This window comes from Methylibium sp. T29 (genome assembly GCF_000576205.1).
Classification (GTDB): domain Bacteria; phylum Pseudomonadota; class Gammaproteobacteria; order Burkholderiales; family Burkholderiaceae_C; genus Methylibium; species Methylibium petroleiphilum.
The window spans coordinates 1-1,792 of sequence record NZ_AZND01000427.1 but is presented as its reverse complement, the minus strand read 5'-3'; the positions used below and the strand labels follow the sequence as shown (position 1 = coordinate 1,792).

The following is a 1,792-nucleotide window of genomic DNA, read 5'->3' as shown; positions in this document are numbered from 1 at the left end:
CCTGGATCTTTCGCGAGGCATGAAGTAGGCGACCTGTCTTCGTTGTTCGTTTTCATAGGTGTTCGACGTCTATGGAACCGAGCCAGCGAGGGAGGTCGCCCAATGCCAGAGTGTACGGATCGCCGGATGGAGCTTGGCCGCGTGGGCAGGCGCGTGATCGAGGCGGCCTTCGATGGCGGGGACATTGCCAGCGACGGCGGGGTGGTGCTGCTGCGGCGGGTGGATGAACGGCTGGGTCTGAGCCGTTCGGCAGCACGCGCAGTGGGCGACTCGCGGCGTGCAGCCAGCGTCGAGCACGGCATGCGCGAGTTGCTGGCGCAGCGCATCTACGGGCTGTGCTGTGGCTGGCAGGACGTGACCGATCACAACACGTTGCGGCACGACCTGGTCTGGCAGACCGCGGTGGGCCGGGACCGCAGCCTGGGCAGTGCGCCCACGCTGAGCCGGCTGGAGAACGCGGCTGGGGCGCGCCAGGCCTGGGCGTTGCATGGCGTGCTGCTGGAGCAGTTCGTGGCCAGCCGCGAGGCGCCGCCGACGCAGCTGGTGCTGGACGTGGACGCCGCGCACGTGCCGCTGCACGGGCAGCAGGAACGCGCGCACTTCAACGCCCACTACGACAACTACTGCTACCTGCCGCTGTACGTGTTCTGCGGGCAGGACATGCTGGCCTGCGTGCTGCGGCCGAGTTGGCGGGATCCGGCCAGCATCGTCAGCGCGGTGCTCAAGCTGCTGGCGCGGCGCCTGCGACAAGCCTGGCCGGGCGTGCGGCTCATCGTGCGCGGCGACAGCGGCTTCAGCCGCCCGAAGGTGCTGCGCCGGCTGGAGGCCTGGGGCATCGACTACGTGCTGGGCGTGCAGAAGAACCCGGTGCTGGAGTGGAACTGCGCACTGGCCGCCCAGGCCGTGGCCGAGCGTCATGCGGCCAGCGGCGACAAGGAGCGACTGATCGGCGAGTTCAGCTATGCGGCACGCAGCTGGGGTCGTGAGCGACGCGTCATCGCGCGGCTGGAACATGGCGCGCAAGGCGCTGATGCGCGCTTCATCGTCACCAGCCTGAGCGGCGAGGCCAGCGAGCTCTACGAGCGGGTGTACTGCGCCCGCGGCGAGGCCGAGAACCGCATCAAGGAGGCGCAGCTGGATCTGTTCGGCCGCCGCGCCAGTTGCCACCGCTACGCAGCCAACCAGATGCGGCTGCTGCTGGCGGCGCTGGCCTATACGCTGATGATCAACCTCAGGCGGCTGGCCTTGGCGGGCACCGAACTGCAGCAGGCCTGCACGGCCACGATCCGCACGCGGCTGCTCAAGATCGGCGCGGCGGTGCTGCGCAACACGCGGCGCGTACGCCTGATGCTGGCCAGCCAGCATCCGCTGCGTGACGTGTTCGAAGTGGCCGCCGCGCGACTGGCCGCCGTCCCGTAGACGCTCACCCAGTGCCTGGCCCGCGCGTTGACCCCAACGAGGCCCGCAGCCCAAGCCGGGGAAAGGGGTAAACGTGCCCTCGCGCGGCGCAAAACGCATCCAACCATCGCCGAATGGCCCCGACTGCCACGCTCAGGGCCCCGATCCCTGCCTCAAACCCCCGCCACAGTCATCCAGTACGTCACTCGCGAAAGATCCAGGCTAGGAGTCCGCGCGGCAGAAGCCGCGCAGCCTCCTAGCCTGCGGCTTTACGCACGGCTCCCCCGAGCCCCCTCCGCGAGGGAGCTCCAGCGTGTTCGGCCGCACCCTCCAGCCTCCCTCCGCGAGGGAGGCTCTAGTCAGCCTGACGAGCGCTGCACTGCGGCTCAGCTGG

1 protein-coding gene is annotated in these 1,792 nt (G+C 69.5%); it reads left to right on the top strand.

The genetic code is table 11. From position 1 onward, the window contains the following. Positions 1 to 102 precede the first annotated feature (102 nt). Positions 103 to 1,419: an IS1380 family transposase gene (locus x551_RS21705; RefSeq protein WP_036236574.1), complete on the top strand. Its 1,317-nt coding sequence runs from the start codon at positions 103 to 105 to the stop codon at positions 1,417 to 1,419. Positions 1,420 to 1,792 lie beyond the last annotated feature (373 nt).

Coding starts and splice junctions, on each gene's coding strand:
- x551_RS21705 (WP_036236574.1), top strand. CDS start 103: ATGCCAGAGTGTACGGATCGCCGGATGGAGCTTGGCCGCGTGGGCAGG.